Source organism: Ruminococcus sp. 1001713B170207_170306_F1 (assembly GCF_015668065.1).
GTDB lineage: Bacteria > Bacillota > Clostridia > Lachnospirales > Lachnospiraceae > Blautia_A > Blautia_A faecis.
This window is the reverse complement of record NZ_JADPEX010000005.1, coordinates 81,736-108,188: the sequence shown is the minus strand read 5'-3', so window position 1 is coordinate 108,188 and position 26,453 is coordinate 81,736. Positions and strand designations below refer to the sequence as shown.

Genomic DNA, 26,453 nt, shown 5'->3' with positions numbered 1-26,453 from the left:
TTATTCCACAGCAGCACGAATGTGCAATTGCGGCAGTCAATGCCGCTGAGACTTTACAACTATATCACTAAAGTTTCTTTTCGTCAAGAGAATGTAAGCTCCAGGCTGATTTCAAGAGCATGGTTCACCTTGTCAAGCATAGGACCGTCCAGGTGACATACTTTATCTTTTAATCTTCTCTTGTCAATGGTGCGAAGCTGTTCTAACAAAATTACAGAATCTTTTTCAATTCCATAGGCCGATGCATCAATCTCAATATGGGTGGGCAGCTTCGCCTTGTTCATTTTGGATGTAATCGCTGCGCAGATCACGGTAGGACTATGTCTGTTGCCTACATCATTCTGAATAATAAGTACCGGTCGGATACCTCCCTGCTCGCTTCCCACCACGGGCCGAAGATCCGCATAAAAAATATCCCCTCTTTTAATTACCACACAATTCACACTCCGTTTTACTTTTACTTTTCTGAAAATAAGTATTTCCAACTTTTTTCATGTGTATACATGTGTGGTATTTTTCCCGTAATTCGTTACGGGTTCTTATAAAAGCCGGTAACGGAACCCTTTCCGTCTATATTGTTCTTACCTGACGCATACCTGCAAAAGGCTTTCCAAAGGATACGCGTCACAATTTGTCTGGGTATGCTCAGTCAAAATATGTCAGCTCGCCGCACTCTTTCCCATCGCGGATATAGATTCTTGGCACACGTTTGCTGATATTACATACAAATTCATAAGAAAAACGGCCGGACAGATCTCCCAGTGTATCTGCACTGATAACCTCATCCCCATCTTTTCCAAGCAGTGTCACTTCATCCCCTGTCTTTACATCCGGGATTTCTGTCACATCTACCATAAACTGATCCATACAGACTCTGCCACAGATCGGCGCTTTTTTTCCATGAATCAGAACCCAGCCTTTATTAGAAAGCATTCTTGGGTATCCATCTGCATATCCAACAGGAATCGTCGCCATCTTTGTAACATGATCTGTCGTGTAGGTTCCACCGTAGCTTACCTGAACCCCCGGCTCCACATCTTTCACGTAGGAAACATGACTCTTTAGGGACATTACAGGTTTCAGCATTACAATGTCTTTTTCCACTTCCTCAGAGGGATAAATTCCATAAATGGTAATTCCGGCACGGACAATGTTCAGGTTGGCTTCCGGTACACGGATTATTCCGGCACTATTGGAACAGTGATGCAGTGGAATATGGATTCCATTTTTTTCCAGAAGATCCGCAAAATCAAGATATCGTTTCAGCTGAACCATTGCCGGGGTACGGTCGTATTCATCTGCTCTTGCAAAGTGAGTGAATAAACCTTCAATTTCCACATTGGGAAGAGCTGCAATTCTGCGGATTTCCTCCAGACTCTCTTCGCTGTCCTTAAATCCGATCCTGGTCATGCCGGTATCCGCAGCCAGATGGATCAGACCTTTTTTGCCCGCTGCTTCAGCAGCTTTGTTAAACTTTTTGGCTGTCTCATAATCACAGACGGCCATGCGCACATCATTTTCGGCAAGTTCCTTATAATATTCTTCAAATACCAGTCCCAGGATCAGAATCGGTCTTGTGATCCCAGCTCTTCGAAGCTGTAATGCCTCCTGGGCTGTAGCTGCAGCAAATCCCCATATATAATCAAATTTCTCAAGCATTCTCGCAATAGGTACTGCACCGTGACCATATGCATCCGCTTTGATCACTGCGATGATCTTTGTTCCCTCTTTTATGTTCTTCTTCATCTGTTCAAAATTATATCTGATTGCATCAAGAGAAATCAATGCTTTGATTCTGCTGTATTTTTCCATAACATTTTCCTCGATTTTCTAAATTTATCAGAGCATGCCTCAAAAGGCGTTCTGCAAAATGTACGTCACAATTCTCATCCTTTACTCTAAACTTCTGCCAGTTTCAAAACTTCCGGCAGGGCTTCGATCATATCCTTCGCCGTCATGCCGTGAGATCCTTTTTTCTCTCTGGCAATATCACCGCAAAGACCGTGAATATACACCGCCATGGCAGCTTTATAGGAAAGCTCCCGTTCTTCCTCACAGCTTAAATACATGCAGAGAACAGATGCGATAATACCGGAAAGCACATCTCCGCTTCCTGCTGTGGCCATTCCCGAATTACCAGAAAGATTCAGATACAGCTTTTCATTCCGGTCAGTCACTACTGTACATGCGTCTTTCAGTACCAGAACACCGCCACTTTTCTCTGCATACTGATAAGCACGGGCTACAGGGTCTTCCTTTAGTTCTGATACATTCAAGCCGCAAAGACGGCTCATCTCGCCCATGTGGGGTGTGAGAATGGTCTGTTCCCCTATGAATTTCATCCATTGTGGATGCATTGCCAGAATATTCAGACCATCTGCATCCAGTATAACAGGTTTTCCTGCTTTTGCTCCGTTTTCCAGGAACCAAAGCATTCTTTCCTTTCCTGAGCCTTCTGTTCCAAGTCCTGGACCGATCACCAGCACATCACACCAGTTTAAATTTTTCTTATTGGCTTCCTCATCAAATTCGCTGGTCAGCATTGCCTCAGGCAAAAGGCTCTGTAAAGGAATCCGGTTCTCTTCCACAGTCTGGATCTTCACCATCCCGGCACCTCCATGAAGTGCTGCACTGGCACTCAGACAGGCTGCTCCGCACATTCCCTTCGAACCCGCCACAAGAAGAACCTTGCCAAATGTTCCTTTATTTCCCCATGGTTTTCTTGCCGGAAGAGTTTTCATATCAGATTTTTCTATATGCCAGGCAGCCTTGCTTGCAAGCTCACTGCCATCACGGTCCCGGTCATAAATTCCAATATCCGCCACCACAGTTCTGCCAGCATAAGCTCTTCCCGGATATAGACAAAGCCCACGTTTTTTATACGCAAATGTTACGGTAAGATCTGCCTCAAAAGCAGTTCCAAGAACAGCTCCCGTATCTCCATGAATGCCAGACGGAATATCCACCGCTGCTTTATATGCAGGAGCTTCATTCATATGGTCAATTATCTCTTTGTAATTCCCGGTAATCTCCCTGGAGAGTCCAACGCCGAAAATTCCGTCTACTATAACAGTATATTCATCCCATACAGGGTTATTCATTACCGGTACCTGGTAGCTCATGGCAATGTCCCACTGGTGTCGGGTTTCTTCTGTCATTTTATCCGGATTTCCTGCAAGATAAATCTCAGAACGGATCCCTGCCAGATGCAGAAGTCTTGCAATGGCAATGCCGTCACCTCCGTTATTGCCAGATCCGCAGACGATCAGAATCCGTTCTTTTTTCAAATTTCCAGAACCGTTTTTCTTTTCCAGATATTTTCGGATCTCTTCTGCTGTGGCAAGTGCTGCCCTCTCCATGAGAACCAGAGAGGGAACATGCATATTATGAATGGTGCCATGGTCAAGCAGCTTCATCTGACTGCAGGTTACAACTTTTTTCATAAGACCACTCCTAATGCAAAACTGCCGCCCGGTCTCCTGTAAATCCTTCAGCGAGACAAGCAGCAGTCCTCTTTGACTTTTATTCTTTGTTTTCTTTATGTTCGTTACGATACTGGCTTAAGTTGTAAGACAGAGCCATCAGGCTCTCGGACAGATGAACATTCTCCACGATCACATCCTCCGGGGCGTCAAGATCTGTATGGGCAAAATTCCAGATTGCCTTGATTCCATTGTCAATAAGAACCTTCGCCATCTCCTTGGCCTTATTCTTCGGCAGGGTTAAAATAGCAATCTCCACCTGATTCTCCCTGATAAATTCCGGGAGACTGTTGATCATCCGAATCTCAATCCCGCGAACAGAAATCCCCTCCAGAACCGGGTTTATATCAAAAATTCCAACCAGACGGAAGCCACGTTTTTCGAAGTCTCCATAATTGGCAAGTGCCTGTCCCAGATTACCTGCGCCCAGGATGATCATGGGATGAATGGTGTCCAAACCCAGTATTTTACCAATTTCTGTATAAAGATATTCTACATTATATCCATATCCCTGCTGTCCAAAACCGCCAAAATTATTTAAGTCCTGTCGGATCTGTGAAGCAGTCACATGCATTTTTTTACTCAGGTCGTTGGAAGATATACGTTCCACCTTCTCTTCCATCAGCTCCCCCAGATAGCGATAATATCTTGGCAATCTCTTAATTACCGCCTTTGAGATCTCTTTTGCATCCAAAATGTTCCCCTCCTTGTTTCCGCTGCCTGTATTTTTCCGCTAAAAACGCATCGCGGAACATTACCTGTAAACGGCAGCCCGCGTAACACTATGTCAATTATACCGAAATGTTATTTTCTTGTCAATTAAAGTTGTGCAGAATTACAAATTTTTGCAAATTTTTTTGTGATTTGACAATTATTCTTTCAAAAAATAAATTTTTCAAGTATAATATACTATTGAACATTCTAATAATGCTGTTTCTGTGTATACAGAACCGCCTTTTTAAGGAGGAACTTATGATTTTATCATGTCAGAGCATCTGCAAATCTTTTGGGGAAAAGGTGATCCTGCAGGATGCTTCTTTTCACATAGAAGAACGGGAAAAGGCCGCTCTCATCGGCAATAACGGTGCGGGGAAAACAACTCTTCTTCGTATTATCATGGAGGAGATTTCCGCGGATTCCGGTCAGGTGGTCATTGCCAAGGATAAGAAGATCGGTTATCTGGCCCAGTACCAGGATATCCACGGTCATCACACCATTTACGAAGAACTGATGACCACCAAGCAGTACATTTTGGATATGGAGGACAAGATCCGTTCTCTGGAACAGGAAATGAAATACGTAGCAGGCGACAAACTTGAGAGCCTGATGAACAGCTATACCCGCCTGACACACCAGTTTGAGTTGGAAAACGGCTACGCTTATAAAAGTGAAATCGTAGGCGTTTTAAAAGGTCTTGGATTTGAAGAAGAAGACTACGGCAAACAGATTGAGAACCTTTCCGGAGGTCAGAAAACCCGGGTTGCACTTGGCAAGCTTCTGATTTCCAAACCGGATATTCTCCTTCTGGACGAGCCTACCAACCATCTGGATATGGAGAGCATTGCATGGCTTGAGACCTATCTTCTCAACTACCCGGGTGCTGTATTTATCGTTTCCCATGACCGTTATTTTCTGGACAAGGTAGTTACCAAGATCGTGGAGATCGAGGCTGCCCAGATGAGAATGTACGAAGGCAACTATTCCGCTTATGCCCTGAAAAAAGCGCAGCTACGTGACGCCCAGTACAAGGCTTACCTGAACCAGCAAAGAGAGATCAAACATCAGGAGGCTGTTATCACCAAGCTCCGCTCCTTTAACCGTGAGAAATCCATTAAGCGTGCTGAGAGCCGTGTAAAAATGCTGGACAAGATCCAGCGCATTGAGAAACCAATTGAAATTGATAACCAGATGCGTATTTCCCTGGAACCACGTTTTATCAGTGGAAATGATGTACTTACTGTAGAAGGACTTTCCAAGGCTTTCCCAGGACAGACTTTGTTTACAGATATTAATTTTGAAATCAAACGTGGGGAGCGTGTTGCCCTGATTGGCAACAATGGTACTGGTAAGACCACAATTTTGAAGATTCTCAATGGAATTGTGGATGCTGATGCAGGACGCTTTGCCTTGGGTTCCAAGGTTCAGATCGGATACTATGATCAGGAACACCATGTTCTGCATATGGAGAAAACTATTTTCCAGGAGATATCAGACACATATCCGACTCTCACTGAGACTGAAATCCGCAATATGCTGGCTGCTTTTCTTTTTACAGGAGATGATGTGTTTAAGCTGATCTCCTCTCTCTCTGGTGGTGAACGTGGCCGTGTTTCCCTGGCGAAGCTGATGCTCTCAGAAGCCAACTTCCTGATACTGGATGAGCCTACCAACCATCTGGATATTGCATCCAAGGAGATTCTGGAGGAAGCACTGAACAGCTACACAGGAACTGTCCTCTACGTTTCCCATGACCGTTATTTTATTAACCAGACTGCTACCCGCATTATGGATCTGACCAACCAGGCCATTGTCAATTATATCGGTGATTATGATTACTACCTGGAAAAGAAGGAGGAGATGACCCGGATTTATGCTCCTGCTCAGGAGACCGCAGCTCAGGAAGTTAAGGAAAACGTCTCTGAAACCAAACTCACCTGGCAGCAGCAGAAAGAGGAACAGGCTCTGAAGAGAAAACGGGAAAATGAGCTGAAGAAAGTGGAAGCACGGATTGAAGAACTGGAAACAAGGGATAAAGAAATTGATGAAACCATGGTTCTGCCAGATATCTGTACGAATGTGGCAGAATGCACGAAGCTCAGCCGGGAAAAAGCTGCTATAGCAGAAGAACTGGAAGGGCTTTATGAGAAATGGGAGGAGCTGGCATAAATTACCAGTAACCTGCTCTTTTGAGCCTTACATTTCATATTTATTTCAAAAACAGGAACGAATTTCGAATATAAATATCCGAAACCGTTCCTGTTTTTTATAACAATATTAACATTTTTACTTTAAACAACTTATTAAAGCTGTCTGTTTTATTACATGGCCTCAAGCTTCTCTCTGATTGCAAGAATAAACTCGCGGCTGTTAAGGACTTTTACATCTTTTAAAGAAGTAATCAGTGCCAGGTCTTTGGTCATCTGTCCGCCTTCGATAGTGGAAAGGGTTGCTTTCTCCAGTTTATCTGCGAACTCTATAAGCTCCTGATTCTGATCCAACTCACCTCTTTTTCTCAGAGCACCGGTCCAGGCGAAGATTGTTGCTACAGAGTTGGTAGAGGTCTCCTCTCCTTTCAGATGACGATAGTAATGTCTCTGTACAGTTCCGTGAGCTGCCTCATACTCATAATATCCATCCGGAGAAACCAGTACAGAAGTCATCATTGCCAGAGAACCAAATGCAGAGGAAATCATGTCACTCATAACATCCCCGTCATAGTTCTTACAGCCCCAGATAAATCCACCTTCTGCTTTCATTACACGGGCTACTACATCATCGATCAGACTATAGAAGAAAGTAATGCCTGCGGCCTCAAATTTTGCCTTAAACTCAGCTTCATAAATATTATGGAAAATTTCTTTAAATTTGCCATCGTATGTTTTGGAAATGGTATCTTTACCGCCAAACCACAGATCCTGTTTCGTATCTAAGGCATAATTAAAGCAGCATCTTGCAAAGCTGGTAATGGATTTGTCCAGGTTATGAACACCCTGGATCACGCCTGGAGTATCAAAGTGATGGATCAGCTCCGTTCTCTCCTCGCCGTCTTCTCCTTTGAATACCAGCATAGCATCTCCTGGTTTATCAATGTACATCTCGGCATTCTTATATACATCGCCGTAAGCATGACGGGCAATGGTGATAGGTTTCTTCCAGTTCTTCACACATGGCTCGATTCCCTTTACCACAATGGGAGCACGAAAAACAGTTCCATCCAGGATTGCACGAATAGTTCCGTTAGGGCTTTTGTACATTTTCTTCAGATTGTACTCAGACATTCTGGCTTTATTCGGGGTAATGGTGGCACATTTAACAGCAACTCCGTATTTCTTGGTGGCTTCCGCTGCATCTATAGTTACCTGGTCATCAGTCTCATTTCTGTATTCCAGTCCAAGATCATAGTATTCTGTCTTCAGATCAATAAAAGGAAGAAGAAGCTCATCCTTGATCAACTGCCACAGAATTCTGGTCATCTCGTCCCCATCCATCTCAACAAGAGGGGTCTGCATTTGAATTTTACCCATTATTACCTCCTAGTATATGTTTTGTGGTAACTGTGAACTATGTCCGCAGCAACCCTATTTTAACGTAATTCCAAGTCTCTGGCAAGTCTCTGCTACAATTGCTTCAAGTTCTGTATCACAAAGCACAGTAACACGGCCATCCTCATATTGCTGGTCAACCCAGGACTTGATCAGCTTTACAAGCTCGCTGTTCTTATCAACCTTCTGGTCGCCCTTCAGGCGATAATGGCTGTCGATCCAGTGTGCGATTCCGGCAGCTCCGGAAGTATTGGAAACGGCAACCTCAACCGGGCGGTTCAGGAATTTCTCGGTATCAAATACATTATAGATTTCCTCATTTTTCAGAAGTCCGTCGGCGTGGATACCAGCTCTTGTTACATTGAAGTTCTTTCCAACGAAGGGAGTTCTTTCCGGTATGTGGTAGCCAATCTCTTTCTCATAGTACTCAGCAAGCTCTGTGATAACCGTTGTATCCATACCACCAAGGTTTCCGCGAAGCTGTGCATATTCAAATACCATTGCCTCAAGAGGTGTATTTCCGGTACGCTCTCCGATACCAAACAAAGAAGTATTAACACCACACGCACCATACAGCCATGCTGTTGTGGAGTTGCTGACTGCCTTATAGAAGTCGTTATGTCCATGCCACTCGATCAGTTCAGAAGGAACGCCTGCATGAACCATAATACCATAAATAATACCAGGTACAGAACGAGGGATCACGGCACCAGGATAGTTAACACCGTAGCCCATGGTATCACAGCAGCGAACCTTAACCGGAATGCCGTACTGCTGGCGAAGCTTCATCAGCTCAAGGCAGAATGGGATAACATAGCCATAAATATCAGCTCGTGTAATGTCTTCAAGATGGCAACGGACAGAAACACCGATTTCCAGACATTCTTTTACAATGCTTAAATAATGCTCCATCGCCTGTTTACGTGTCATTTTCATCTTATAAAAAATATGATAATCGGAACAGCTTACCAGGATACCGGTCTCTCTCATACCCATATCGCGGACAAGCTGGAAGTCCTTCTTATTTGCACGGATCCAGCTGGTAACCTCAGGGAACTCATAGCCTCTCTCCATACATTTCTCAACAGCATCACGGTCTTTCTTACTGTAAAGGAAAAATTCAGAAGCACGGATCCTTCCTTCCGGTCCGCCTAGCTTATGAAGGTAATCATAAATCCTTACGATCTGCTCAGTGCTGTATGGTGCTCTGGACTGCTGGCCATCACGGAATGTCGTGTCGGTGATCCAGATGTCATCTGGCATATGATGTGGAACGACTCGGTCGTTGAATGCAATCTTCGGTACTTCAGAATATGGAAAAAGATTTCGGAATACATTGGGAGTTGCAACATCCACAAGCGGATACATATGCTCCTCTAACTGAAGCAGGTTTGTGTGGCGATTCATAGAAACACGTCTGTTTTCCATAGATATTTCCTCCTCATCTCTTGGAACTCTTGCTGTCCATTTTACTCACTTAAAGCGACTTCGTCAAGTGCTTTTATACTGTAAAGTGATAATTCTTTATCAAAGTTTGTGTATTCTTTTTCGTACATTTCTTCAAATCACTTAAGCAGAAATCCTTTTCACACAATTGGCTGCTTTTACATTTTCAGAAACTTTCTGCGGTTAAATTTTCCCCACCCTTGCAGGTTTTGAGGCAGTCCCATATCCTCTGCGCTATTCATCAGCATAGTTTTGATATCCGTATTGGTAAGTGCAGGATTTTTTTCCAAAGCACAAGCAATAGCACCTGTCACCAGAGGCGTAGACATAGAGGTGCCGCTTTTCACACCATAAGAATAAGGTTTTCCAGGCACGCAGGACATGATCTTATTTCCAGGCGCCACAATATCCGGCTTGCACACGCATTCCGCCGTTGGTCCTCTCCCTGAAATAGCACTGCGCCCTTCCAACAAATCGCTGGAGCCCACTGTGATCACTTTTTTGCTGCTTCCCGGAGCTGTGATACTGCCCGGCCTTGGTCCCTGGTTTCCGGCAGCTGTGACCACTACCACTCCTTCATCCCACAGCTGCTCCACACTTTCCAGAAGCCTGGCATGGTTTCTTTTTGAATTACAGGTAGTTCCCACAGAAATATTTACCACCCGGATCCTGTACTGCTGCCTGTTTTCCCGAATCCACCGAAGAGCCCGCAGCACGTCATCCTGACTGCCCGTTCCATAACGGTCAAGCACCTTCAGGGAAATGATTCCGCAGCCAGGTGCTGCGCCTCTGTATTTTCCCATGGAAGCAGTGCCATCTCCTGCTACCAGCCCGGCTACATGGGTGCCATGTCCATTATCGTCATAAGGCCGCCTTTTAAAAGCCAGGAAATCATAAAAAGCCCAGATCCTGCCAGTAAAATCTATATGCTCATAAATCCCGGTATCCAGAATACACACACCGATTCCTTTTCCAGTATAAAAGGATTTTTCCATTATTTTCCCCGATAAAAAATAACTTATAATAAATTATGTTTCCATTTTCCAATCTGCTTTAAAATTATAGACAATTTTTGAAATTCTCAAAAATTTTTGTCGCTTTTTCTGAGCGTATATAGTATAATAAAAATACGCATAAATTCGTATTTATAAAAGGAATTTTTCAGTAATATCAAACAATTATTTCACGTGACAAAACGGAGTAAGTCACAACTATACATGAGAGGACGAAAATACTATGGAAAAAGACAACAGGCAGACTCCGGAGGAAAAATTTCGCTATTACTCCGGAGCTATCAGACGTGACATGGGGAACCTGCTTAAGTGGCTGCTTCTGGCAGTGGTGGTAGGATGTATAGCGGGAGCTTTCAGTACTTTGTTTTCTTTTGTGCTGAAGGCAGTGACCGGTTACCGCAAGGCACATCTGTGGACCTTTTTTCTCCTGCCCCTGTTCGGACTTTGCATCGTATTTCTTTATGAGAAATTCGGAAAAGACGATGGCGGCACGAATCAAGTCCTTTCTACAGTCCGTTCCCAGGATGATGTGCCCTGGAGATCCGGTCCGCTGATTTTTATTTCGACTGCATTGACACATCTTGCCGGTGGTTCAGCAGGACGTGAGGGTGCAGCTATTCAGCTGGGTGGCAGCATTGCCAATCTTCTTGGCAGATGGATCCATCTTGATGAGGAAGACCGTCATGTGATCGTTATGTGTGGTATGAGTGCTGCTTTCTCTGCACTATTTGGCACACCAATGGCTGCAGCTGTTTTTTCCTTGGAAGTGGTCAGTGTAGGGGTTATGTATTATACGGCTCTTATGCCCTGTATGATCGCATCTTTGATCGCATCCCGTTTTGCGGCTGGTATGGGCGTTACGCCGGAAGCTTTTCACGTAGTAAATATTCCTGCACTTTCCCTGGAAACAGGGCTGAAAATGGGCGTGGTAGCCCTTGGATGTGCAGTGATCAGTATTGTCTTCTGTATTATTTTAAATGAGACAGCCAGATTCTACGGCCGGTTTTTTTCTAATAAATATGCACGGGTAGTGGCCGGTGCCGTTCTGGTTATTTTTATTACACTGATTCTTGGAACTACAGATTATATGGGAGCCGGTGCTGAGCTTATTGAGAAAGCAGTGGAGACCGGAGACACCGATTATATGGCTTTCTTCTGGAAGATGCTCCTTACCGCACTGACTATGAAGGCTGGTTTTCGCGGAGGCGAAATCGTTCCGTCATTCTGCGTAGGCGCCACTTTCGGATGCATGGCAGGACAGCTGATAGGGCTTTCTCCCTCCCTTTGCGCAGCCTGCGGAATGGCTGCTGTTTTCTGTGGTGTGACGAACTGCCCGATTACTTCTATTCTGATTGCCTTTGAAATGTTTGGCTTTAAGGGAGTGTCCTTCTATCTGATCGCCGTTTCTATCAGCTATGCGGCTTCCGGATATTATGGACTGTATAAAGATCAGACAATTGTATATTCTAAATACAAAGCCAGATATATAAACAAACACACAAAGATGTGATAAGCCCTGAAATGATAATATTCATTTTGCAGAGATTTTTTCGAAGCTCTATCCTCTGTCAAATGTTCACTACCTGAAATTTGCAGGAATCCGCGTTGCGGGCGTGGCAAAGCAACATCCAAAACATTCCTGTAAAATATAAAAAACGGCACACAAGCTGCCGTAAAAAGAAGGGGGTACATTTATGAACCTTGAAAAACTTTTTCACCTGAAGGAAAACCACACTGACGTGAAGACCGAAATCATGGCCGGTATTACCACATTCATGACCATGGCTTACATCCTCGCTGTCAATCCCAACATCCTTTCTGCTGCCGGAATGGACCGCGGTGCAGTCTTTACTGCTACTGCACTTTCATCCTTCATTGCAACCTGCCTGATGGCACTGTTATCCAATTACCCGTTTGTCCTGGCACCCGGTATGGGACTGAATGCATACTTTGCATATACCGTAGTTCTTGGAATGGGTTATTCCTGGCAGCAGGCTCTGGTTGCTGTATTTGTGGAAGGTATCATCTTTATCCTGCTTTCCCTTACCAATGTACGTGAAGCAATCTTTAACTCCATTCCTATGACACTGAAACACGCAGTTTCTGTTGGAATTGGCCTTTTCATCGCATTTATTGGTCTGCAGAATGCAAAGATCGTTGTAAACAATGATTCCACACTGGTAAGCATGTTCTCCTTTAAGGGCTCCATGTCAGATGGTTCTTTCAATTATCTTGGAATCACTGTTCTTCTTGCCCTGATTGGCGTACTGGTTACCGGCATACTTCTTGTAAAGAATGTAAAAGGCGGTATCCTGTGGGGCATCCTTATTACATGGGCGCTTGGAATCCTCTGTCAGTTTGTGGGACTTTATGTTCCAAATCCGGATGCAGGTTTCTACAGTCTTCTCCCGGATTTTTCCAATGGAATTTCCGTACCGAGTATGGCTCCTACCTTTATGAAAATGGATTTCGCAGGAGTTTTCTCACTTGACTTTATCGTTATCATGTTTGCATTCTTATTTGTAGATATGTTTGATACTCTGGGAACTCTGATCGGTGTTGCTTCCAAGGCAGACATGCTGGACAAAGACGGTAAGCTTCCAAAAATCAAAGGTGCTCTTCTTTCCGATGCTGTTGGTACTACTGTAGGTGCTATGTGTGGTACTTCTACTGTTACCACGTTTGTTGAGAGCGCTTCTGGTGTTGCAGAGGGCGGACGTACAGGTCTTACTTCACTTGTTTCCGCTATTTTGTTCGCACTTTCCCTGTTCCTTTCCCCGATCTTCCTGGCGATTCCTTCCTTCGCCACAGCTCCGGCTCTGATCGTGGTTGGATTCCTTATGCTGACCTCTGTTACCAAGATCGACTTTGACGACCTTACAGAAGCGATTCCGGCATTTATCGCAATCATTGCAATGCCGTTCCTGTACAGCATTTCCGAAGGTATTGCACTTGGTGTTATCTCTTATGTTATCATCAACGTCTGTACCGGAAAAGCTAAGGACAAAAAGATCAGCCCGCTTATGTATGCACTGGCTGTTATCTTTGTTCTGAAATATGTATTCCTGTAATAACAGAATGAAATAATTGTACGGTTTGCAGTAACATTATTCACGGAATATCACCTGTAAATCGCAATAAATAATCCTAAAAATCCCCCTGCCATGGAACCACGCTTTCCTGGCAGGGGAATCTTTCTATAACACTACTTAAGGGGGTATAAGGTAGATTACATCTGTGAAATCATCTCGTGAATCTGTTACTGTTCACTTTGCAGTCAGTAACCGCTTCGCGGAACATTAGCGTTTTACATTGAATGCGCTCATTCCCGGATATACTGCTGCATCTCCAAGCTCTTCCTCGATGCGGAGCAGCTGATTGTATTTTGCAACACGCTCTGTTCTGGACGGAGCACCGGTCTTGATCTGGCAGGTATTTAATGCTACTGCAAGGTCAGCAATCGTAGTATCCTCTGTCTCACCTGAACGATGGGAAGAAATTGCTGTATAGCCAGCCTTATGAGCCATCTTGATCGCCTCAAGGGTTTCAGATACAGAACCGATCTGATTCAGCTTGATCAGAATGGAGTTACCGCATCCAAGGGAAATACCTTTGGAAAGTCTCTCTGTATTTGTTACAAACAGGTCATCGCCTACCAGCTGTACTTTATCTCCCAGCTCTTTGGTAAGCTTCTTCCAGCCTTCCCAGTCTTCCTCATCAAGAGCATCCTCGATGGAAATAATCGGATACTTGTCAACCAGTTTTTTCCAGTGGTCGATCAGCTGGTCAGATGTGTAAACAGTGCCGGCCTTCGGAAGCTTGTACTCGCCAAGCTTGCCAGTCTTCCACTCGGAAGATGCAGCATCCATAGCGATCATGAAATCTTTTCCAGGCTCATATCCTGCATTCTTAACAGCCTCAAGTATTGTCTCAATGGCTTCCTCGTCAGATTTCAGAGCCGGTGCAAAACCACCCTCATCACCAACAGAGGTTGCAAGACCTCTTGATTTCAGAATTGCCGCAAGGGCATGGAAAACCTCTGCACACCATCTTAAGCACTCTTTAAAGCTTGGTGCACCTACAGGCATGATCATAAATTCCTGTACATCAAGTCCTGAAGAAAGTGCATGGCATCCACCGTTTACAATGTTCATCATTGGAACCGGCATACGGTTTCCGGAAATGCCGCCGAGGAAACGATACAGCGGAATGTCAAGAGAAGTTGCAGCTGCACGGCAGCATGCAATAGAAACAGCCAGAATTGCGTTTGCGCCAAAGTTTGATTTGTCTTTGGTTCCATCTGCCTTTATCATGGCTTTGTCGATGGCGTATATGTCAGATGCATCCATTCCTGAAATTACCTCGTTGATGGATGTGTTAATGTTCTCTACGGCTTTTGTGACACCTTTTCCAAGGTATCTGCCCTTATCATTATCTCTAAGCTCCAGAGCCTCAAATTCGCCTGTAGAAGCACCGCTGGGAGCAGCTCCCCTGCCGATAGTTCCATCTACCAGATAAACCTCCGCTTCTACTGTGGGATTTCCTCTGGAATCCATAATTTCTCTTCCAATAACTTTCTCAATTTCTAAGTAATCCATGGTATGTATACTCCTTTCATTTTCAAAGGAACTCCTTTTATTATGCCAGCGGTCTTTCTGCCATAATAAAGGAGTCCAAATGATTTACACTGTTAGGTTAGCTATTCCTAACTATATTGATTAGTATACACTAACCATCATGGGATTGCAAGAAGATTACATGATAATATTTTTCAGTAGTTGTCTGTTCTAAAGCGTATTTGAAAAATACTCTAGAAAATTACCACAAGAAGCATTTTAAATTTCTCTTTTCCCATAACTGCGTGAGGATGCTTCGCAGGCATTACAATAGACTCACCTTCATGTAATTCGTACTTCACACCATCAATAGTGATTTCCCCCACACCATCCAGACAGGTAACAAATGCATCTCCGCCAGACTCATGTGTACTGATCTCCTCCCCTTTATCAAATGAGAAAAGGGTAACACTCACTGCCGCATTCTGTGCAAGTGTGCGGCTCACAACCTGTCCCTCCTGGTAAGCTACCTGGTCCTTTAATACCAGCACTTCTGCTTTACTTATATTTTTCATCTTATCCATGATAAAAAGCCTCCTGCTATAACTGTTTTTCGTAACTATACTATAAATTTTCGTGATATTCAGTTATTATAACAACAAATCTGTTTTTTATTGCATTTTTTCACATCCGTAGTATAATATGCAAGAATCAACATGACAGGAGGCTTTTCACTTGAATACACAAACTACACAAAAATCTCTCCCAATCTACCGGGGAGAGCTTGCACTTCTTCTTGCGGTTGCCATCAACAGCTTCGGCGTTGTCCTTATGCTCTATTCCGGGACAGGAATTTCCGCTATTTCCAGTGTTCCCTACGCTTTTTCCTGCGTCTTTCCGAAGATAAGCCTTGGAACATGGACCTACATATTTCAGGGACTTCTGGTACTGGCGCTGATGATCCTGCGGAAAAAATTCGTAGTCCAGTATCTATTCAGCTTCGTAGTAGGATTCGTTTTCGGGGAGCTGCTTGATGTACATGAATTATGGATAAATGTTCTTCCTACAGCAATTGGCTGGAGAATTTTTTATTTTATTGCAAGCTACATTTTGATCTGTATTGGAATCGCTATTTCCAACCGCTGCAAAATGCCTATTGTCCCTACTGACCTTTTCCCAAGGGAACTGTCCCAGATCACTTCTGTGGCATATCCAAAAATCAAGATCAGCTTCGATGTAATCTGCCTGATTATCACTGCTGCCCTCACCGGATTCGGTCTCGGGCATATCAAAGGACTTGGAATTGGTACCGTTGTAGCCGCCTTTACCATGGGAAAAGGCGTCGGAATCGCAGGGAACTGGTTGGATAAACATATGGACTTTACCTCGTTTCTTGCGAAATAGCAGGATTTTATACATACTAATTTAATTCAGGCGCTCATATACCATACCGGATATTTCCTTTATCCCATTAATTCCTGTATATTCGCCAGCTTGTGCAAACACAACAATCACATAATCTGTCTTTTTTCCATATACAATCGCCGCATCATGCTGATAGCTGTCTGTCTCCCCGGTCTTATTTCCAGACTTAACGCCTGAGGGGAGACCTGCAGGAATTTTATACCGCCTTTCCTGCGCCAGCAGAAGATTTAGCATCTGGTTCGAATACTTACGCGAAACTGCCCTGTCCTACAGTCCGAACCAACTCATTGTAAAGTTTCTAATCTCATAGTTTTTCTCCTTTTCATATGAAGTGGTTAAAAGCTAAAAGAAACAGTGTGGGGCTCGAACCCACGACCCTTCGCTTGTGGAATGCTCTCCCAACTGAGCTACCTATTTCCCATTAAAGTAGTTGAAAATATCGCGAAAATAAAAGAAAGAGGCCATCGCTGACCTCGATCGTTTTGTTCCGACTTATTTCTCAATATACTTCAATACTGTGTATATGAGAAGTCCGGCCAAAATTGCGATTAATCCCGCCAATCTTTGATACCTCCTTTGATTTTTTCTCACTAAAGAAAGTGTAAATATCGCGAAAGAGAAAGAGCCTTAGATTTCTCCAAGACTCTAATCTTCTTATAAAATAGTTCCGTGAATACTTCCGTCCTTATGAATAAGCATTACTATATCTACATTGTCCATTGGGTCATAGAACTCCCTTGAATTTTCCTCTTTATATTTCTTATATTCTTCGTGCAGATATCTTAATTGCTCAGAAATACTGCTAATAGTTATAGATACCGATATTAATTGTATCTCTAAGTCCATACACTCGGTCAACATAACAACGCCCTTCCGATCGTTAAGATTTTCTCTTTGACGACATAACTTGCTATATATCTTTTTATTTCTTTCAAGTTCCTTCTCCAATTCTCTAATTTTAGAATAATAATTTTTCATGACTTTGTTCCTCCTTAGAATTATTTAGTCATAATAGAAAGTGTTATCTCCGCGAAAGAGCAAGAGCCGTTGCCAGCTCCGCTCGTAGTTATTTCTTGGCTATGCATCTGATAATCCAAGCAATTATTAACACTGCCACGATGATGTCACCAAATATCACAAACCCAACGCTGCCAACTACGACAACGCTAATAATTGTGAATACGATTAACGCCAATCCAAGTAATAATAAAATTGCTAATGTAATCATCTCTGATTCCTCCCTTGAAATATTTTGTCATAATAGAAATTGTAAAATTGGCGAAAAGAAAGAGCCCTTGTTAAGAGCCCTCTCTTAATTCTTTAATTTTAGCAACAAATATCTCCGCCTCTTGAATAGTTAGCGCCATAGGCATTTGATTCGTATGTCCTAACCAATCTTTTACTCTTGTTATTGTTTGCGAAAATATTTTACAACATTCAACAGGCGTATCATCATCTTCCCATTCGATGATCACCTCCTGGTCCTGTTTTTTATTTTCATATACAATATAACAACAAGATAAATCAGATACACGAATCTCATATCCTAAAGATTCTATTTGTTTATCAATATCGGTCATAGATACCCTCCTAAAATATTTTTTTTTCATAACACCCCATGTAATTTTCGCTAAAATCCAGTCTTATCGAAATATGTTTCCCAGCGTTCCCGGACCATGGGTTTCATCCTTAGATTCCACATTAATTGTCGGACCGTCATTGTTGGATATAATCCATTCGTAGGTGTACTGGCGTATTTATCAAAGACTGATTTAAATTTGGAATGTAAATATAGAGCATCCGTCAAACACCGGTCGATCTCAGACCACCAGGTGCATTTTGATTTTTTGTCGTATCTTTGTTGGATAACCGCCAGCCCTTTATCCCCGATCAAATATAAAGTACAGTGGTTGTATGCTGGATGATTACATTCGTAGAGCTGTCCATACATTGATGAATATTCTGTTGGCTTTGTGTAATGGTATTTCATTTGTCGCTCCTTCTAAGTAAAAAGAAAGAGCCCCGGTTAGGACTCTGACTTTTAGAATTTTATTACTTTTGCCTTTCTGTAAGATACTTCGCATGGATATGCTTCTGCCATTCCAGTCATTAAGATATCCAATGCCAATAAATCAACAACCAACAAATAAGACACGCCTTTCGAAAATTTCCTTTTTCCGATCATAAGACCGCCTGACTCATTTATCAGTTCTTGAATTATGACATCATTATCTGGTTCTACGCCATGAACAGTCATTTGAAATACCCATGCGTTTTTACTCATTTTTCGCATACAAAATTCCTCCTTTCATTATAGGAGCTGTAAAAATAGCGAAAAAATAAGAGCCTACGTAGAATTTACGTAAGCCCTTATGTGGGGTTATTTCTTTTCGCTTAAAAACAAAAAGATTAAGACTATAGGTGCCATAACTAATATAAGAGCTGCTGTATTAGCAAGCCCTCTTAAATCAAAATTTGTACTACCAACAACATCAAATATTGCTGCGACAATTACAAGAATTGCAAAAGCAATTAATTTAACAACCACTCTGACAATACTGGATTTAGTTCGTCGCGCTTCTACTTCGAGTTCTTTTAGCCTAACTTCTTTATCTATCTCGGCTTGTTTAACTCTAACTTCTTTCTTGTATTCAGCTTCTTTGATTCGTGCTTCGTCAACTTTTCGATAAATATGACTACTATAGTAATCGTTTAGAGAAATCTCAGCACCACAATATTGGCAGAAACATTTATCACGCCCCTCTTCAATTTGAAGATTGGAGCTGCATTCAGGACATTTTAATGAAATCAGCTTCATATTATTCCTCCGGAGCCCAGAAAGCGGTGGAAGCATCTTCGATGAGTAATGTTCCTGTCGTTTTAAGAATCTGACCATCTTTTAAATTAATAACACAAGATTCTTGAGAGGTTTTCTTATCGTCATAATTCAAGTAATCTCTAAATATAGGTTCGTTGGAAGTCATCGCGTCTTCGTTTTCATAAATAAACACATCTGTGAGCTCTGTTCCTTCATAACATATTAATTTGAAACTAGCAGCTTTTATATCTTTACCGACTTCATAAACGCCGGCTCCGAAAACATTATCTCCACCTTTTGCAGCGATTTGCTCATTCACCGCATCTTTCAGAGAAATAAGATCCTCTAAACTCATGGACTCGAGATCGACTCCGAAATTATTCTCCGCCATTACCGGTGTTGCTAACAGACTTGTTACTAAAACCATAGAAGCAATAATAGTTTTCTTCATCATAAGTGAACCCTCCGTTTTCGAAATAATAATCTATTTTCAATTTTACCACACTGCAAATTGTTTGTATACCTTATTAGTAAAATAAAGACGCCAAGTTTCCTCAGCGCCTTGTTCCAATATTACTTTCTCTTGAAGAGATTATTAATGAAATTTCTACCTGCCATTGTGGTGACCGTACCGACCTCTTCAAACTTCAATGTCTTGAGTGTCCCCCAGATGGTTACAACAGTTCCGACGCCAGATATAACTACTGTTATGACATTTTTAACCTTCCGATCTCTAATCTCAGCCTCAATCTGTCTGTACTTCAGTTCCAAATCTTCATTTCGATTCGCCTGTCGTTCGTCTTGATCTCTGTTGATCTTATCCATCTCGATTGCTTTGTCCATCAGTTTCACAATTCCATCTGTTGTCACTTTGTACTTGTCTGAGCCAAGCTCAAGTGTACTAAGCCCTTGGAGCTCATCCTTGATCTCATCCTGCAATAACTGTTCGATTTCCATTTTGAAATCCTCCTTTATGTAATATTCTCATAAGACGCCATGTTATTTTTGCGAAGACTGTTCTTCTTTATATATGATAATTCTTTTCTTTTTAGAAAGGTCGCCTTGAGTTGGTATACGAACATTTATGTTGTAAAATCCAGTATCTTCATCATCATATGGTACTACTGTGAAATATCCGTATCCCGATTTGTGATAAAAAAATAAAAGCGTTAATACCACTCCCAAAGCAACTCCAATAAGTAAAATAAGATAGTTCATTTTCTTTTCCTCCATTGTGAATATTTTAATAATAAGGTATCTATTTCGCTTATAACAAGTTAATTCACCCCCCTCTTTTTTTTACATGATATAAATATAAACCGTAATATTGTTGCCTCAGTACGGTTTTTATCCTAGAAAAAAGTAAAACGCCAAGTTTCCTCAGCGCTTCACCATGAAATCGAATAACTTTAATTCAACTTTCCGTTCTTCTGATTTATTTTCCACGGTAATGTCATGCAACTTTGCGATCAAATCCATTTCATCCTTGTATATGCTATGAATCATATTCAGATTTCTATTCAAATCATCCTCTGTTTTAGCTTTATACATGGAATCAACAAGCTTTGTGTATTTTTCGTTTGCTGTTGCCACCATTGCGTTAAAATTTACAGAATCCATTTAAAAAATCCTCCTTAAAATTTTATCTATTCCCTATAAAAGAGAAAGATAAAATCGCGAATAATTTTACTGGCAAAAAATTTTCATATATGCTAGAATAGCCGTACTACAAAAAGGAGGGTTTTGTTATGACAACTGAAGAAATCAATGCAATTCATGATTACGGTGGTGGTATCTGTCCAGAATGCGAAGTGGAAATGGATCAGATAGAAGAAGGTGGGCTTTTAAAATTTGTCTGCCCGGAATGCGGTTACACTGTAGACTGCTCGGAATATGAATACGAAAGCGATTCTCGCGAACCATCAGACGACGAAATTCCTGGTGGATGTGTTGCTTGCGGTTGTCCAGCATATCCTGACTGTATGACAGCTTGTAGCAGATTTGACGATTAAACTAGAAAAGAAAGGATATAATAAAATGACAGAAACAGAAATTCAGATGTTTATTGAAACTATGGAAGATCTCGGAGACGAGTGGACACCAGAGCAGGTAAAAACGATGTACGGCGATTACACCTACGAAGCTGCAGTCAAAGAACGCAAACAACACATAGATATGCAATTAAATAACTTAGCGGCGCTCGTTAAATAAGTCCAGGCAAAAAAAGATAAAGGAGCTGTAATATGCAGCCCCTTTTTTCTTTTACCAATGTGTAATAATCATCATGGAGTCATCCTCGGGTTCTCTAATAACGTCAATGTCAATCTTTTTACTTTCGAGCTCAATTTCTACGATAGTCCATGGCTCGTTAGGTTTTGCATTCAATTTACCCGTAATTTTTCCATTAGGTAAAATCACTACAAATCCCCAACGTCCCAAATGAGTGCGTTCAATAAATTGTAACTCGATTATAACATCGTTCTTGTCGTCACCATTGAGATCCAACTGGAACTCTACAAATTTTGTATCTTTTGGTACCGAAATTGTTTGTCGCATATGTATATGCCTCCTTTATCTTTTCTCACAATAGCAAATGCGATTTTCACGAATTATTCCCGCGCTTTGTTCAGCAGCCAGAAGAACCTCCGGTAGGCTGTATAGTACACGTCTTTGCAGCAAGGGATATTCATTCTAGCTTTCAAAATATCATAGCTCCATCCTTCTGTAACGCCTTTTAATATGTACTCTGCCAGCTCCGGATCAGTTTCTTTTGCTACTTTCTCAATCATCTCCATACGGATAGAATAATAATGCTTGAGTATAGCAATTCGCTCAGTAGGGTTTGATACATGACGCGCCTTCCCAAATGCGTTCAATGCCTCACGTCTACTTAACATCCCATTCAGAGAAGAATACGCCTTCTTCCAGATTGGGTATTGCAGACAAAAATGTTTCAATTCGTAATGTCGATGTTTCTCGATCCAGTATGGATTCTTCTCCGATACCTCTGCTCTTATAATATTTCCCATTAGAACATCGCCTCCTTTCAACACTAATTCTAGGTTAAAAGGTCGAAATTGTTAAAACAAAGTCAGTGGAAAAATTTACCATTACAATCTCGGTTTAATGCACTGCTTCTTCCAACGTTTCATTGTTTCCTCGCAAGGGAAATCTTCATAGCCTAAAGTATCTGGACCGATAAGTCCTTCCACTACTCCATCTATGATATCTGCTTCATAATGCTTGAAAGGATATACATATTCTGAGAGATCTCGATGAATAGTCTTGCACTTAGGACATTTATAGCGCTCTATAGCAACAAGCTTCTTTGAATGATTCTTACCTCTTACGATTCGTTTCACAGTATCGTATCGCTTCAATTTTTCTTTACAGTTAGGGCAGTATTTGTCTATGGTGTTCGCCAACCTTTCATATAATCCGTACTATAACCATATCATTTACCGCCAAAGGAGCACATATACATAAAAAGAGCACCGGTAGATTTTTCCACTAATGCTCTTATAAGTTCAATTCGATTTTCCTTTTTACTACACCATTTACTACACCATTTTTACACCAAAATACGATATTTTGCGATACTTTACGATAGGCATAAAAGCCCGCAAACCCGCATAAATACTGGATTTTTAGGAATTTTTAAACTGCAATGTATATTCTTAACTTTTTCGTAAAGACTTTTATATAAACTTTACAAGGAGGTTTTTATGTTGCCTGTAATTTTACTTATTGTTTTATTTTTTGCGTTGCAGCTGCTTGTACTTTTCTGTTGTGTTGCGGCGGGAAATGATCCTTATTCACAGTTTCTTTCAGACGAGGAACAGGTGGAATATCTGGCGCGCTGGAAAAAAGAACATGGATATAAATAATCTTTGATAAGGAAAGGGAAGCACCACAGTTTTCCGTATATTGGTAAGTACCCATAAAGTATTTTTATATATGAAAAAAAGGCAGTGCTTATAACAATACTGCCTTTTTTCATAAAAATCCCTATATGATAATACACACAAGACCGCCTTTACTGTCATTTACGATTTTCTGCATGGTATCCTGAAGCTTCACCTGGCTTTCCTCGCTGATCATGGTCAGCTTGCTGCGGATGCCATCCTGTACCAGCTGTTCAATGGATTTCCCGAAAATATTCGTCTCCCAGATGCTCTCTCCTCTTGCATCACTTTCTCCAATATAAGTAATCAAGTCTTTTGCCTGCTGCTCCGTACCTACGATCGGAGCAATTTCAGTTTCAATATTTGCTTTGATCATATGAATAGACGGACTCTTTGATTTAATTTTCACACCATATTTATTTCCCTGGCGGATCACAGCCGGCTCTTCCAGCTGAATCTGGGAAAGCTCTGGTACAACTACACCGTAACCGCTGCTATTTACTGCATCCAGGGCATCTTTAACCTTTACATACTTTTCCTTCATTGCAGCAAGCTCCTTCATCGTATGGATCAGCTCATACTCACTTTCCATGGGAATTCCACTCATATCGCTAAGCATCTTATAGTAATATTTATCATCTATCTGAAGCCGTATCTGAATGGTTCCATCAGAAAGACCTACGTGATCCAGAAGAGTATCCTGTACATAAGGACCTTCCAGTTTTACCGATTCCCTGGTAACATCACGAATGTGTAAAAGCTTCTTCATGCACACTTTAATCTGGGAAAGGATCTGGCTTTTCAATTCGCTGTCTGCAGGCAGCATTTCCACCCATTTAGGAATAAAAAACTGCAGCTGGGTAATGGGAAATTCATATAGGATTTTTTCCAGGAGCAATGCGACATCTTCTTTTTTCAACTGCTCACAGTTAACCGCAACAACTGGTACCTGGTACTTCTTCTGAAGCCCGTTAACCATCTGAGTGGTTTCTTCTTTATAGGGAAACTGAGAGTTTACTATAATGAGAAATGGCTTTCCCTGTGTTTTCAATTCAGCCACAGTCTGTTCCTCGGCCGGAACAAAATTTTCCCTTGCTATTTCTCCAAAGCTTCCATCGGTGGTGATCACAAGACCGATCGTAGAATGTTCCTGGATAACCTTTTCTGTTCCCGCTTTTGCAGCTTCATGAAAGGGGATTGCCCTGGAAAACCAGGGCGTTTTTACCATCCTCTCTTTACCATCCTCAACGTTTCCTCCAGCATCCTTTACAAGAAAACCAACACAATCGATAAGCCGCACTTTCGCCTTCCTGTCTTCGCCAAGATCAACTGATACAGCTTCTTTTGGGATAAATTTGGGTTCCACAGTTGTGATCATTTTTCCGGAACCACTTAATGGAAGCTGGTCCCTGACCTCTTTCTGCATTTTTTCATCCATTCCGGGCAAAGCCACCAGTTCCATAAATCTGCGGATAAATGTTGATTTTCCTGTACGGACAGGGCCTACAACGCCTATGTATATATCGCCTCCGGTTCTGGCCTGTATATCACGGTAAACCTGAAAATTTTCCATACAAAAAAGCCCTCCTGCCTAATTATTTAAAGGTCTGCAAGATTTGTTTACAGCGTAATGCTTATACTCTTCCTCTAAATAATATGCAGTCGGGCTTTTTATTATACTTGTACATCGAAAATTAAGTTTCTGCTATATTGACGCAGGATGATTTCTTCATATGCAAGGCGGAGGAAGAAGGCGTAGCGGTGGTTACGACGGCTGACGCAGCCGCTTTCAAGAGCCTTTTCAAGCGCGCTCTTGCGCACCATATTATTGCCTGTCCAGCTACTATATTTCAGCATCAATAGAAATCATTGTGGAGCAGTTTGTGCTCTTTTCCTTTGAGCAGTCCCTGATACAGTTCCAGAACCATAGGGTTCTCGTCGGATTTCTTGATCAGCATTGTATTGTCGGCATTATACAAACCTTTCGCTCTTGCAGCTTTGGTTCTGTCACCGGCCCGTACCGGCTGGCCACCGCCCATAATACAGCCACGGCGGCATGCCATTACTTCAATGAGATGATAGTTTGCTTCGCCGTTCTTTACACGTTCCATAACGGTTCTTGCATTGGCAAGACCACTGGCCACACATACATTGATATCCATTCCCTTGTATGGAACTGTGAATTCTTTGATTCCCTCATCTCCACGGACACCACACTCAGAAATCTCCTGCATGGTCTCCTTGGAATGATCCGGGCTTAAGCGGCGGAGAACCGCCTCTGTAACACCGCCGGTAACTCCAAAAATAACACCTCCGCCAGAGCCAAATCCAAATGGCATATCACATGCTTCAGGCTCTAACTGTGCAAAATCAAGACCAAAGTTATCGATCATGCGCAGCAGCTCTGTGGTTGTAATTACAATATCCGTATCCTGTTTCTCATCAGTAAAACTGTTCGGACGGATTGCCTCAGCCTTCTTGGCTGTACATGGCATAATAGATACCATAACGGTCTTTTTACCCTTGGCATTCTCCGGATCACGGAAGTATTCTTTAATAACTGCAGACATCATTCCCTGTGGGGATCTGCAGGTAGACAAATTCGGGATATAATCCTTATACTGGTCTGTAATAAATTTCACCCATGCAGGGCAACAGGAGGTAAGAAGTGGAAGCTTCTCCCCCTTCTCAACTCTTTTTAGAAATTCTGCTGACTCCTCCATAATAGTAAGATCGGCGCTGAAAGCAGTATCATAAATCTCGTCAAATCCCATTCTGTGGAGTGCATTGACAATTTTGCCCATAACGCTCCGTCCCTTCGGAAGACTGTAATGATCACCTACCGCAACACGAACTGCCGGCGCAATCTGTGCTACTACACGTACATCCGGATCTGCAAGAGCTTCCCAGACTTCATCCATATGCGTCTTAATGGAAATGGCACCTGTCGGACAATATACACGGCACTGTCCGCAGTTTACGCACTGGGTTTCTGCGATTTTCTTATTAAATGCAGGAATTACAATAGCCTCTGTTCCACGGTATGCAAAGTTCAATGCTCCGATTCCCTGAAGCTCCTCGCAAGCACGGACACAGTCACCACAGAGGATACATTTGTTCGGGTCACGGATCAGAGATGGTGAACTGTCATCAATCTCATACTGCTCTCTTGTATTCTGAAAACGGATGTTATGTACTCCAAGACGGTGAGCCAGCTCCTGAAGCACGCATTCTCCACTCTTTACACAGGTTGTACAGTCACGGCAATGTGCTGCGAGAAGCAGTTCCACAATCAGTTTCCTGTATTTTTTGATCTTACCTGAGTTTGTATAAATTACCATTCCATCCCTTGGCTCCTCAGAACAGGAAGCGAAGGTTCTTCCTCTGTCATCCTCTACTGTGCACAGACGACAGGCTCCAAAAGTGGAAACCTCTGAGTGATAACAAAGTGTAGGAATATTAATGCCTGCCTTGCGGATTACGGTCAGGACATTTTTTTCATCTGTAAATTCGACTTTTCTGCCGTCAATCGTCATTGTACCCATA

General features: G+C 42.2%; 31 protein-coding genes, 1 tRNA gene and 1 pseudogene. 6 read left to right on the top strand and 27 right to left on the bottom strand.

The genetic code is table 11. The features are described 5' to 3' along the window. Positions 1 to 83 precede the first annotated feature (83 nt). From I4V84_RS05200 to I4V84_RS05185, 4 genes are all read right to left on the bottom strand, one after another. A complete protein-coding gene (locus tag I4V84_RS05200) occupies positions 84 to 434 on the bottom strand; it encodes a type II toxin-antitoxin system PemK/MazF family toxin (protein WP_021926628.1) in 351 nt (116 codons plus the stop codon). A 211-nt stretch (positions 435 to 645) separates the two neighbouring features. Then, a complete protein-coding gene (gene alr / locus I4V84_RS05195; RefSeq protein WP_195991368.1) occupies positions 646 to 1,812 on the bottom strand; it encodes an alanine racemase in 1,167 nt (388 codons plus the stop codon). Between the two features lie 86 nt (positions 1,813 to 1,898). After that, complete coding sequence (locus I4V84_RS05190; protein WP_195991367.1) at positions 1,899 to 3,443, bottom strand: NAD(P)H-hydrate dehydratase; 1,545 nt, start codon at positions 3,441 to 3,443, stop codon at positions 1,899 to 1,901. A gap of 79 nt (positions 3,444 to 3,522) precedes the next feature. Beyond that, on the bottom strand, positions 3,523 to 4,176 hold the full coding sequence (locus I4V84_RS05185; RefSeq protein ID WP_173715574.1) for a redox-sensing transcriptional repressor Rex: 654 nt from the start codon (positions 4,174 to 4,176) through the stop codon (positions 3,523 to 3,525). 278 nt (positions 4,177 to 4,454) lie between these two features. Here I4V84_RS05185 and I4V84_RS05180 point away from each other — a divergent pair, with 278 nt between their 5' ends. Beyond that, positions 4,455 to 6,368, top strand: a complete 1,914-nt coding sequence (locus tag I4V84_RS05180; RefSeq protein ID WP_195991366.1) for an ABC-F family ATP-binding cassette domain-containing protein — start codon at positions 4,455 to 4,457, stop codon at positions 6,366 to 6,368. 152 nt (positions 6,369 to 6,520) lie between these two features. Here the strand turns inward: I4V84_RS05180 and I4V84_RS05175 are convergent, their stop codons facing one another. From I4V84_RS05175 to I4V84_RS05165, 3 genes are all read right to left on the bottom strand, one after another. Then, positions 6,521 to 7,726: an NADP-dependent isocitrate dehydrogenase gene (locus I4V84_RS05175; protein WP_195991365.1), complete on the bottom strand. Its 1,206-nt coding sequence runs from the start codon at positions 7,724 to 7,726 to the stop codon at positions 6,521 to 6,523. A 54-nt stretch (positions 7,727 to 7,780) separates the two neighbouring features. Further along, positions 7,781 to 9,172 carry a 2-isopropylmalate synthase gene (locus I4V84_RS05170; RefSeq protein WP_195991364.1) on the bottom strand — a complete coding sequence of 464 codons (1,392 nt, stop codon included), beginning with the start codon at positions 9,170 to 9,172 and terminating at the stop codon, positions 7,781 to 7,783. A gap of 176 nt (positions 9,173 to 9,348) precedes the next feature. After that, complete coding sequence (locus I4V84_RS05165) at positions 9,349 to 10,185, bottom strand: S8 family peptidase (protein WP_173770876.1); 837 nt, start codon at positions 10,183 to 10,185, stop codon at positions 9,349 to 9,351. A 241-nt stretch (positions 10,186 to 10,426) separates the two neighbouring features. Here I4V84_RS05165 and I4V84_RS05160 point away from each other — a divergent pair, with 241 nt between their 5' ends. Both I4V84_RS05160 and I4V84_RS05155 read left to right on the top strand, forming a co-directional pair. Beyond that, a complete protein-coding gene (locus I4V84_RS05160; RefSeq protein WP_195991363.1) occupies positions 10,427 to 11,713 on the top strand; it encodes a chloride channel protein in 1,287 nt (428 codons plus the stop codon). Positions 11,714 to 11,897: 184 nt separating this feature from the next. Next, on the top strand, positions 11,898 to 13,274 hold the full coding sequence (locus I4V84_RS05155) for an NCS2 family permease (RefSeq protein WP_173773234.1): 1,377 nt from the start codon (positions 11,898 to 11,900) through the stop codon (positions 13,272 to 13,274). Positions 13,275 to 13,502: 228 nt separating this feature from the next. Here I4V84_RS05155 and eno read toward each other — a convergent pair whose 3' ends face one another. Beyond that, on the bottom strand, positions 13,503 to 14,801 hold the full coding sequence (gene eno, locus I4V84_RS05150; protein ID WP_195982827.1) for a phosphopyruvate hydratase: 1,299 nt from the start codon (positions 14,799 to 14,801) through the stop codon (positions 13,503 to 13,505). Positions 14,802 to 15,013: 212 nt separating this feature from the next. Beyond that, positions 15,014 to 15,343 (bottom strand): cupin domain-containing protein, encoded by a 330-nt coding sequence (locus I4V84_RS05145; protein WP_173769113.1) that lies wholly within the window; start codon positions 15,341 to 15,343, stop codon positions 15,014 to 15,016. Positions 15,344 to 15,494: 151 nt separating this feature from the next. Between I4V84_RS05145 and I4V84_RS05140 the strand changes: the two genes are divergently transcribed. After that, positions 15,495 to 16,163, top strand: a complete 669-nt coding sequence (locus tag I4V84_RS05140) for a DUF6198 family protein (protein WP_118578414.1) — start codon at positions 15,495 to 15,497, stop codon at positions 16,161 to 16,163. A 21-nt stretch (positions 16,164 to 16,184) separates the two neighbouring features. Here the strand turns inward: I4V84_RS05140 and I4V84_RS05135 are convergent. From I4V84_RS05135 to I4V84_RS05085, 11 genes and pseudogenes are all read right to left on the bottom strand, one after another. Continuing rightward, positions 16,185 to 16,436, bottom strand: a pseudogene (locus tag I4V84_RS05135) (serine hydrolase); the annotation flags it as partial. A gap of 95 nt (positions 16,437 to 16,531) precedes the next feature. Continuing rightward, a tRNA-Leu gene (locus I4V84_RS05130) sits at positions 16,532 to 16,602 on the bottom strand. Positions 16,603 to 16,838: 236 nt separating this feature from the next. Beyond that, positions 16,839 to 17,162 carry a hypothetical protein gene (locus tag I4V84_RS05125; protein ID WP_173715545.1) on the bottom strand — a complete coding sequence of 108 codons (324 nt, stop codon included), beginning with the start codon at positions 17,160 to 17,162 and terminating at the stop codon, positions 16,839 to 16,841. Positions 17,163 to 17,250: 88 nt separating this feature from the next. Then, complete coding sequence (locus I4V84_RS05120) at positions 17,251 to 17,412, bottom strand: hypothetical protein (RefSeq protein WP_173715544.1); 162 nt, start codon at positions 17,410 to 17,412, stop codon at positions 17,251 to 17,253. A gap of 70 nt (positions 17,413 to 17,482) precedes the next feature. Further along, positions 17,483 to 17,764, bottom strand: coding sequence for a hypothetical protein (locus I4V84_RS05115; protein ID WP_173715543.1), 282 nt, complete (start codon positions 17,762 to 17,764; stop codon positions 17,483 to 17,485). Positions 17,765 to 18,225: 461 nt separating this feature from the next. Further along, complete coding sequence (locus I4V84_RS05110; RefSeq protein ID WP_173715542.1) at positions 18,226 to 18,477, bottom strand: hypothetical protein; 252 nt, start codon at positions 18,475 to 18,477, stop codon at positions 18,226 to 18,228. 87 nt (positions 18,478 to 18,564) lie between these two features. Then, positions 18,565 to 19,002 carry a hypothetical protein gene (locus I4V84_RS05105; RefSeq protein WP_173715541.1) on the bottom strand — a complete coding sequence of 146 codons (438 nt, stop codon included), beginning with the start codon at positions 19,000 to 19,002 and terminating at the stop codon, positions 18,565 to 18,567. A 1-nt stretch (position 19,003) separates the two neighbouring features. After that, positions 19,004 to 19,456: a hypothetical protein gene (locus I4V84_RS05100; protein ID WP_173715540.1), complete on the bottom strand. Its 453-nt coding sequence runs from the start codon at positions 19,454 to 19,456 to the stop codon at positions 19,004 to 19,006. A 119-nt stretch (positions 19,457 to 19,575) separates the two neighbouring features. Beyond that, positions 19,576 to 19,959, bottom strand: coding sequence for a hypothetical protein (locus I4V84_RS05095; RefSeq protein ID WP_173715539.1), 384 nt, complete (start codon positions 19,957 to 19,959; stop codon positions 19,576 to 19,578). A gap of 42 nt (positions 19,960 to 20,001) precedes the next feature. After that, positions 20,002 to 20,220 (bottom strand): hypothetical protein, encoded by a 219-nt coding sequence (locus I4V84_RS05090; protein WP_173715538.1) that lies wholly within the window; start codon positions 20,218 to 20,220, stop codon positions 20,002 to 20,004. Between the two features lie 162 nt (positions 20,221 to 20,382). Further along, complete coding sequence (locus tag I4V84_RS05085; RefSeq protein WP_173715537.1) at positions 20,383 to 20,622, bottom strand: hypothetical protein; 240 nt, start codon at positions 20,620 to 20,622, stop codon at positions 20,383 to 20,385. Positions 20,623 to 20,750: 128 nt separating this feature from the next. Here I4V84_RS05085 and I4V84_RS05080 point away from each other — a divergent pair, with 128 nt between their 5' ends. After that, the gene (locus tag I4V84_RS05080; RefSeq protein WP_173715536.1) at positions 20,751 to 21,014 is read left to right on the top strand and encodes a hypothetical protein; all 264 of its coding nucleotides are present in this window, start codon (positions 20,751 to 20,753) and stop codon (positions 21,012 to 21,014) included. Between the two features lie 25 nt (positions 21,015 to 21,039). Then, a complete protein-coding gene (locus tag I4V84_RS05075) occupies positions 21,040 to 21,213 on the top strand; it encodes a hypothetical protein (RefSeq protein WP_173715535.1) in 174 nt (57 codons plus the stop codon). A 51-nt stretch (positions 21,214 to 21,264) separates the two neighbouring features. Here the strand turns inward: I4V84_RS05075 and I4V84_RS05070 are convergent, their stop codons facing one another. The 7 genes from I4V84_RS05070 to I4V84_RS05045 all read right to left on the bottom strand — a co-directional run bounded on the left by I4V84_RS05070 (position 21,265) and on the right by I4V84_RS05045 (position 26,452). After that, complete coding sequence (locus tag I4V84_RS05070) at positions 21,265 to 21,558, bottom strand: hypothetical protein (protein ID WP_173715534.1); 294 nt, start codon at positions 21,556 to 21,558, stop codon at positions 21,265 to 21,267. A 53-nt stretch (positions 21,559 to 21,611) separates the two neighbouring features. After that, positions 21,612 to 22,031, bottom strand: a complete 420-nt coding sequence (locus I4V84_RS05065) for a hypothetical protein (RefSeq protein ID WP_173715533.1) — start codon at positions 22,029 to 22,031, stop codon at positions 21,612 to 21,614. Positions 22,032 to 22,112: 81 nt separating this feature from the next. Then, positions 22,113 to 22,427, bottom strand: a complete 315-nt coding sequence (locus I4V84_RS05060; protein ID WP_173715532.1) for a DUF6431 domain-containing protein — start codon at positions 22,425 to 22,427, stop codon at positions 22,113 to 22,115. A 319-nt stretch (positions 22,428 to 22,746) separates the two neighbouring features. Next, positions 22,747 to 22,944 (bottom strand): hypothetical protein, encoded by a 198-nt coding sequence (locus I4V84_RS19585; protein ID WP_173718665.1) that lies wholly within the window; start codon positions 22,942 to 22,944, stop codon positions 22,747 to 22,749. Positions 22,945 to 23,010: 66 nt separating this feature from the next. Then, the gene (spoIVA, locus tag I4V84_RS05050) at positions 23,011 to 24,480 is read right to left on the bottom strand and encodes a stage IV sporulation protein A (RefSeq protein ID WP_195991362.1); all 1,470 of its coding nucleotides are present in this window, start codon (positions 24,478 to 24,480) and stop codon (positions 23,011 to 23,013) included. 101 nt (positions 24,481 to 24,581) lie between these two features. Continuing rightward, positions 24,582 to 24,767, bottom strand: a complete 186-nt coding sequence (locus I4V84_RS19580; RefSeq protein WP_207748624.1) for a hypothetical protein — start codon at positions 24,765 to 24,767, stop codon at positions 24,582 to 24,584. After that, positions 24,764 to 26,452: a [FeFe] hydrogenase, group A gene (locus I4V84_RS05045; protein ID WP_195991361.1), complete on the bottom strand. Its 1,689-nt coding sequence runs from the start codon at positions 26,450 to 26,452 to the stop codon at positions 24,764 to 24,766. The genes I4V84_RS19580 and I4V84_RS05045 overlap by 4 nt, the downstream gene beginning before the upstream one ends. Position 26,453 lies beyond the last annotated feature (1 nt).